This window comes from Streptomyces griseorubiginosus (assembly GCF_017614965.1).
In the GTDB taxonomy this organism is placed as follows: Bacteria; Actinomycetota; Actinomycetes; order Streptomycetales; family Streptomycetaceae; genus Streptomyces; species Streptomyces griseorubiginosus_B.
Window position 1 is genome coordinate 1 of sequence record NZ_WVUG01000393.1, and the last position, 7,098, is coordinate 7,098.

At 73.3% G+C, this 7,098-nt stretch carries 7 protein-coding genes and 1 pseudogene; 5 read left to right on the forward strand and 3 right to left on the reverse strand.

Annotation, left to right across the window (positions count from 1 at the left end; all coding sequences use genetic code 11):
- Both GRC12_RS39965 and GRC12_RS39970 read right to left on the reverse strand, forming a co-directional pair.
- Positions 1 to 576 (reverse strand): annotated as a pseudogene (locus GRC12_RS39965) (4-alpha-glucanotransferase); the annotation flags it as partial.
- Positions 577 to 807: a hypothetical protein gene (locus GRC12_RS39970; protein ID WP_133040947.1), complete on the reverse strand. Its 231-nt coding sequence runs from the start codon at positions 805 to 807 to the stop codon at positions 577 to 579.
- Between the two features lie 195 nt (positions 808 to 1,002).
- On the opposite strand from GRC12_RS39970, the gene GRC12_RS39975 reads away from it, so the two are divergent.
- From GRC12_RS39975 to GRC12_RS39985, 3 genes are read left to right on the forward strand one after another with little or no spacing between them, the layout of a single operon-like run.
- Positions 1,003 to 1,536 carry a PadR family transcriptional regulator gene (locus tag GRC12_RS39975; protein ID WP_208785367.1) on the forward strand — a complete coding sequence of 178 codons (534 nt, stop codon included), beginning with the start codon at positions 1,003 to 1,005 and terminating at the stop codon, positions 1,534 to 1,536.
- Positions 1,533 to 2,225, forward strand: a complete 693-nt coding sequence (locus tag GRC12_RS39980; RefSeq protein ID WP_208785368.1) for an ABC transporter ATP-binding protein — start codon at positions 1,533 to 1,535, stop codon at positions 2,223 to 2,225. The genes GRC12_RS39975 and GRC12_RS39980 overlap by 4 nt, the downstream gene beginning before the upstream one ends.
- The gene (locus GRC12_RS39985; protein WP_208785369.1) at positions 2,222 to 3,625 is read left to right on the forward strand and encodes an FtsX-like permease family protein; all 1,404 of its coding nucleotides are present in this window, start codon (positions 2,222 to 2,224) and stop codon (positions 3,623 to 3,625) included. The genes GRC12_RS39980 and GRC12_RS39985 overlap by 4 nt, the downstream gene beginning before the upstream one ends.
- Before the next feature lie 97 nt (positions 3,626 to 3,722).
- On the opposite strand, the gene GRC12_RS39990 is transcribed toward GRC12_RS39985, so the two are convergent.
- A complete protein-coding gene (locus tag GRC12_RS39990; RefSeq protein ID WP_133040943.1) occupies positions 3,723 to 4,259 on the reverse strand; it encodes an HNH endonuclease in 537 nt (178 codons plus the stop codon).
- 322 nt (positions 4,260 to 4,581) lie between these two features.
- Here GRC12_RS39990 and GRC12_RS39995 point away from each other — a divergent pair, with 322 nt between their 5' ends.
- Both GRC12_RS39995 and GRC12_RS40000 read left to right on the forward strand, forming a co-directional pair.
- On the forward strand, positions 4,582 to 5,685 hold the full coding sequence (locus GRC12_RS39995) for a mechanosensitive ion channel family protein (RefSeq protein ID WP_208785370.1): 1,104 nt from the start codon (positions 4,582 to 4,584) through the stop codon (positions 5,683 to 5,685).
- A 171-nt stretch (positions 5,686 to 5,856) separates the two neighbouring features.
- Positions 5,857 to 7,068, forward strand: a complete 1,212-nt coding sequence (locus tag GRC12_RS40000) for an ROK family transcriptional regulator (RefSeq protein WP_208785371.1) — start codon at positions 5,857 to 5,859, stop codon at positions 7,066 to 7,068.
- Positions 7,069 to 7,098: the final 30 nt, after the last annotated feature.

A 7,098-nucleotide genomic window follows, 5' to 3' on the forward strand; every position in this document is an offset into this window, starting at 1 on the left:
GACCTGGACGAAGCCGGCGCCGAGCGCGCGGCCGGCCCAGTCGCCGAGTTCGGCCAGGTCGCCCAGGTCGCCCATGCCCCAGGAGCGGCGGGAGAGCAGGGAGTAGAGCTGGACCAGGAGGCCGTACGAGCGGGTGGTGGGCGTCGGCAGGCGGGGCGGGGCGACGACCAGGTGGGCCGCCGCGGTGCGGCCGTCGGGGGCGGCGACGCTCAACCGGTGGACGCCGGGCGGGAGTCGCTCGACGGACGTCCGTGTCTCGCCCTCCTCGGTCTCGACGCTCAGCCGGGTGCCGGGCGGCAGGGCGTCCAGGGCGGGGGACGGGGCGCCGCTCCAGAGAACCACGGTGGGCGGCAGCAGCCGCTCGGCCAGTTCGCGCTCGCGGGCGGCGAGCGCGGCGCGGACCGACGCCTCGGTGCCGGCGTCCACGCCGAGGGCGGCCAGGGTGAGGGTGACGGCGGTGGCCGATGCGGTGACCGTACGGTCCGGGGAGGGGCTGTAGGAGGCGGCCACACCGTGCAGCTCGGCGAGCCGGGTCAGCTCCTCGGAGGGCGGTTCGGCCGGCCCCTGCGCGGTCATCTACGGCCTCGCGCAGTCCGGCTCGGGGGCCACCGCCTCGCTGGTCAGCGGCGCGGCCTCGGAGAGCGGGGGTTCGCTGGTGAGCGGCTCGGCCTCGGGCAGCGGCGGCTCACTGGTGAGCGGGGTGTCGGCGCAGGCGCCCTCCGCGCTGAAGACACAGAAGTGCGGCTCGTCCTCGAGGGGCGGCAGCTGCGCCACGGGTTTGGAGAGCGGGTGTGCCGGTGCGGCCACGAGGGGCCTCCTTCGCGAGTACGGCGACCTTGCGGGCGGTTACCGCAGCCCTACCCAGCGGGCGCGACGACAGACGTACAGGAAGGAACTACGTGCCTCTCATCACATTCTGGGCCCGGGCGCCCGGCACGTCACCCGCCCATGATCCTGGGACACTATTCACTCACTACATGTATTGAGTGCATACTGATCCCCATGAGCACCCGCCACATCCTGCTGGGCCTGCTCGCCGCGGGGCCGAGCCATGGCTACGACCTCAAGCGGCGGCACGACGAGCGTTTCCCGCAGGCCCGTCCGCTGGCCTACGGGCAGGTCTACACGACCCTGCAGCGCCTGGTCCGGGACGGTCTCGCACGGATCGAGGGCACGGAGTCGGAGGGCGGGCCGGAACGGACGACGTACCGCGCGACCGAGGACGGCTCGCGTGAACTGGCGCGCTGGGCCCGGGAGATCGCCCCGCCCGCGCCCTTCGTGACGAACGAGATCTTCGCCAAGGTCGTCGTGTCGATCCTGTCCGGCGGCGACGCGGGGGCCTATCTGCGGGCCCAGCGCGAGGCGCACATGGAGCGGATGCGGGAGCTCACGGCGGTGAAGACCGCCAAGGGCGCCGATCTGGCGACCGTGCTCTCGGCGGACTACGCCCTCAACCACCTCGACGCCGACCTCCGTTGGATGACCACGACGGCGGCCCGGCTCACCACCCTGACCGCGGAGGTCGACTCGGCATGAACAACGGGGACGGTAAGGTGCCGCTGGCGGCCCGCGGCCTCACCAAGGCGCACGGCAGGACCGAGGCCCTGCGCGGTGCCTCGGTCGAGCTGGGCGCGGGCGAGATCCTCGCCGTGACCGGCGCGAGCGGCAGCGGCAAGTCGACGCTGCTGCACTGCCTCGCCGGGATCGTGCGGCCCGACGCGGGCGAGGTGACGTATGCCGGCGAGCGGCTGGACCGGCTGCCGGAGCGGCGGCTGAGCGAACTGCGCCGGAGCGACTTCGGGGTGGTGTTCCAGTTCGGGCAGTTGATACCGGAGCTGACGGCACTGGACAACGTGGCACTGCCGCTGATGCTGGCCGGGACCTCGCGGGGAGAGGCCCGGGCACGGGCCGGTGAGTGGCTGGAACGGTTCGGCGTACGGGGCCAGGGGGAGCTCCGCCCGGGCGAGATGAGCGGCGGCCAGGCCCAGCGCACCGCCCTGGCCCGCGCCCTGGTCACCGGCCCGCGGATCGTCTTCGCGGACGAACCGACGGGCGCGCTGGACTCCCTGGCGACCGAACAGGTCATGACGTCCCTGACCCACACGGCCCGCGAGACCCACACCGCCGTCCTCCTGATCACCCACGACGCCCAGGTGGCGGCCTACGCGGACCGGGACATACGCATGACCGACGGGGTCGTGGCAGCAGCGGGGGTCACGGCATGAGCGACGCGAAGACCACACGGGCGAGGACCGGGGGTCCCGCGGGTGATGTACGGCTCGCCTGGCTGTTGACCAAGGGGTCGGACCGGCGGGAGTGGTGGCGGGTCGGGCTGACCGTGGTCGGGGCCGCGGGGGCCGCCGGGCTCGGGCTGGTGATCGCCGTGCTCGTGCCGATGGACGGGCAGTATCACATCGGTGTCGGCGGCGGGCTGCTCGACCAGCCGGGGACCCGGGATGGCGTGGTCGTCGCGCTGACGCTGCTGCTCGTGCCCGTGTTCGGGTTCCTCGGCCAGTGCGCCCGCATCGGTGCCGTGCACCGCGACCGGCGACTGGCCGCGCTGCGCCTCGCGGGGGCCGCGCCCCCGCAGGTGCGGCGGATCGCGGGGCTGGAGACGGGCCTCGCCTGTCTGGCCGGTTCCGTCCTGGCCACGGTGGTCTCGGTGGCCGTTCTGCTCCGCATGTGGCACCACCCCGCTCCCCTGGCCTGGGCCGGCATCGTCACCGTGGCCCTGTTGGTCCCGGCGGCCGGCGCGGCCGTGAGCACGCTGTCGCTGCGTCGCGTGGTGGCCTCCCCGCTGGGGGTCGTACGGCGGACACGGCCTGCCGGTCCCGGGCGGCTGTTCCTCGTGGCGACCGTCCTGCTGGGCGTCTCCGCGCTGTTCGTGACGGCGGCCGCCTTCGTCGGCGACCCCTTCTCGCTGCCCCTGTTCGGGCTCGCCGTCGGCCCGCTGGCCGTCTTCGCGCTCTGTCTGCTGGTCAGCGCCGTCGCCGTGTGGCTGACCGGCTGGTGGTCCGGCCGGCTGGGCGAGGCCCTCGCCTCCCGGGCCGGGAGCGCGGCCGTGCTGATCGCGGCGGAGCGGCTGCGGGCGGACCCGTGGGCCGCGGCCCGTACGCACGCGGCGGTGCTGCTGGTCACGGTGGTCGGTACCGGTTTCGTGGGCGTGCGCCAGGCCTTGCTGGCCGACCTCGCCACCCTCCACCGCGAGCACAGCCTCGCCATGGACGTCTCGTACTACTCCAGCGGCCTCCACCTGACCGGCGCCGCGATCGGCGTCGCCCTGACGATCGTCATCGCCGCCCTCGCCGTCGGCACCGCCGAGTCCGTCGCCACCCGGCGCCGGGGCCTGGCCGCGCAGACCGCCGCCGGGGTGCCGCGCGCGGTGCTGGGCCGGGCGCTGCTGCTGGAGACCGCGCTGCCGCTGCTGCCCGCGGTCGCGGTGGCGGGCGTCGGTGGCACGGGCATCGGCGTCTGGTACGCCTCGCTCACCGCGGACCACCTCGTGGTGCCGTACGCCGCGCCGCTCGTCCCCCTCGCGGTCTACGCCTGCTGTCTGCTCGCCGCCGCCACCTCACTCCCCCTGCTGCGCCGCACCCTGCACCCGGCCGAGCTGCGCTACGCCTGACCGCATGACTGTCCGGCCCGGGAGCGCGGGGGGCTCCCGGGCCGGGCCGTACGCTGCCGCACTCCCTGTGACCAGGGGAATGCGAAGGCCCGGACCGTCAGGCGGAGATGCCGTCGATCCGGGCCATGGCGTCTTCCGCGCCGTACGGCTGCAGGTAGGGCAGCCAGCGCGGGTCCCTATGGCCGGTCCCGATGATGCGCCAGGCCAGACCGGTGGGCGGGGCCGGTTTGTGGCGCAGCCGCCAGCCCAGCTCGATCAGGTGTCGGTCGGCCTTGACGTGGTTGCAGCGGCGGCAGGACGCCACCACGTTGTCCCAGACGTGTTTGCCCCCGCGGCTGCGCGGGATGACGTGGTCGACGCTGGTTGCGACGCCACCGCAGTACATGCACCGGCCCCCGTCACGCGCGAACAGCGCGCGTCGGGTCAGAGGAACGGGCCCCCGATAGGGAACCCGGACGAATCGCTTGAGCCGGACCACGCTTGGTGCGGGGACTGTGACGGTCGCGCTGTGCAGGAAGGCGCCCGATTCCTCGAGGGAGACGGCCTTGTTCTCCAGGACGAGGACGAGCGCGCGGCGGAGCGGTACGACGCCGAGTGGCTCGTACGACGCGTTGAGGACCAGGACATGCGGCACGGATGCCTCCTTGGGCGTCGGCGGCGCGTGGCTCGCGCCGGGACGATCTGTAGGTCAGTCTCCCCTCTTGCCTGGTGGACGCGCCACCATGTCCCGGTAACGGGCTGGGAGTGTTTTCGACCACACGTGATTCATCCCCCCGAGCGGGATGTGTTTATCCCACCTGCTCATCCCGGGTGCGCACCAAGTCTCCTCAGAAGACCGCAAGGATTCCCACACCGTGCCCCGATAGTGTGGTGGGCCTGCCCTTCCGGTGACCTTTTCGTGACCTTGACCGCGTCGCGTGCCGGGGGGCGGACCGCTGCACCTGGAGGTACCCGCCGTGTCCTTGCCCGCCGTCCTACTGGCCGCCGGTTCGTCGCCCTCGCCGTCGCCGTCCCCCTCGGGGTCGACGGCCGTGACGGTCCCGACGCTCCAGGACGCCCAGGAGAGCGCGACGAACGCGGCCAGCTGGGTCGAGCAGAACTGGTCGACGTGGCTGGCGATCGGTCTCAGGGTCCTGCTGATCCTGGTGGTCGCGGGAGTGCTCAGAGCGGTCGTGCAGCGGGCGATCACCAAGCTGATCGACCGGATGACCCGCACCGCCGAGGCGGTCGACGGCACCTCGCTCGGCGGTCTGCTGGTCAACAACGAACGCCGCCGGCAGCGCTCCCAGGCCATCGGCTCGGTGCTGCGCTCGGTGGCGTCCTTCCTGATCCTGGGCACCGCGGCGCTGATGGTCCTGGGCGCGTTCCAGATCAACCTGGCCCCGCTGCTGGCCTCCGCCGGTGTCGCCGGTGTCGCGATCGGTTTCGGCGCCCGCAACCTCGTCACCGACTTCCTCTCCGGTGTCTTCATGATCCTGGAGGACCAGTACGGCGTCGGCGACACGATCGACGCGGGCGTGGCCTCCGGCGAGGTCATCGAGGTCGGCCTGCGCGTGACGAAGCTGCGCGGCGCCGAGGGCGAGATCTGGTACGTCCGCAACGGCGAGGTCAAGCGGATCGGCAACCTCTCCCAGGGCTGGGCCACGGCCGGCGTCGACGTCACCGTGAAGGCGAACGAGGACCTGGACAAGGTGAAGGCCACCCTCGACGAGGTCGCCGAGAAGATGAGCGCGGAGGAGCCCTGGAACGAGCTCCTGTGGAGCCCGATCGAGGTGCTCGGCCTGGACAGCGTGCTGCTGGACTCGATGGTCGTGCGCATCTCGGCGAAGACCATGCCGGGCAAGTCCCTCGCCGTCGAACGCGAGCTGCGCTGGCGCGTCAAGCGGGCCTTCGACGCGGCGGACATCCGCATCGTGGGCGGCGAGACGGCCGTGGCCGGCGCCCTGGACCCCGCCGACCCGACGGAGACGGTCGCGGCCCCGTCCGCCCACTCCAACCCGGACTCCCCGCAGTCGGCTGCGGCCACGCCGATAGCGCCGCAGCGGACCGCGCCGAAGTAGCCGGCCCCTCCCCCGCTCCCACCGCCCCCGAGGTAACGAGTCTGTTGCCACGGGGGCGGCTTCTATTGACGCCCCCTTCGCCCTGGGCTTACGTTCCTTTCCAGCCAATAGGAAACTTTCCTAACAGTGGTGGAATGAGAAGCTGGACAGTCGAAAGGCAGGTGTCGACCCATGGCAGGATCCGCCGGTACGCCGGGCACCCCGCGCGTCCTGCGCGCCATGAACGACCGCGCCGCCCTTGACCTCCTCCTGGAGCACGGGCCGCTGTCCCGCACGCGGATCGGCAAGCTCACCGGCCTCTCCAAGCCGACCGCCTCCCAGCTGCTCGCCCGCCTCGAGGCGGCCGGGCTGGTCCTCGCCACCGGCACCACCGAGGGACGGCCCGGCCCCAACGCCCAGCTGTACGAGGTCAACCCGGCCGCCGGGTACGCGGCGGGCCTGGACGTCACCCCGGAACGCATCCTCGCCGCCGTCGCCGACGTCACCGGCCGCACGGTGGGCTCGTACGAACTCCCCACCCCCGGGAGGCGTCCGGCCCAGCCCGTCGTCCGGCAGGTCACCGACGCCCTCGACGGCGCGGTGAAGGCGGCTGGGCTGGCCCGCGACGACGTCCACCGGCTTGTCATCGGCACCCCCGGCGCCTTCGACCCCAACACCGGCCGGCTGCGCTACGCCTCGCACCTCCCGGGCTGGCACACCCCGGCCCTGCTCGACGAACTCGCCGCCGCGCTGCCGATGCCGGTGGAGTACGAGAACGACGTCAACCTCGTCGCCGTCGCCGAACAACGGCTGGGCGCGGCACGGGGGCACGAGGACTTCGTGCTGTTCTGGAACGAGGGCGGCCTCGGCGCCGCCCTGGTCCTCGGCGGCCGGCTGCACCGCGGCTGGACCGGCGGCGCGGGCGAGGTGGGTTTCCTCCCGGTGCCGGGCGCACCCCTGGTCCGGCAGGTGACGAAGGCCAACAGCGGTGGCTACCAGGAGCTGGCCGGCTCCCAGGCCGTCCCGCGTCTGGCCCGCGAACTCGGCATCGCGCAGATCCCGTCGGGGCCGTACGCCGAGGTGGCCGCCGCGCTCCTGGAGCGCGCCGCCGCCGAGGACACCGGCCTGTACCGCGAGCTGCTGCAGACGTACGCGACCCGGCTGGCCACCGGTCTCGCCGCCCTCGTCTCCGTCCTCGACCCCGAACTCGTCGTGCTCAGCGGCGCCTCCCTGACCTCGGGCGGCGAGCCGCTGCGTGCCCTCGTCCAGGACGAGCTGGAGGAGCTGGCCGCCGCCCGCCCCCGGCTCGTCATCGGCGACGTCCGTGAACATCCCGTGCTGCGGGGCGCGTTGGAGAGCGCCCTCGCGGCCACCCGCGACGAGGTCTTCGACACCTCGCGCTGACGCACCACCCCTCCCGCACACCCCGCACTC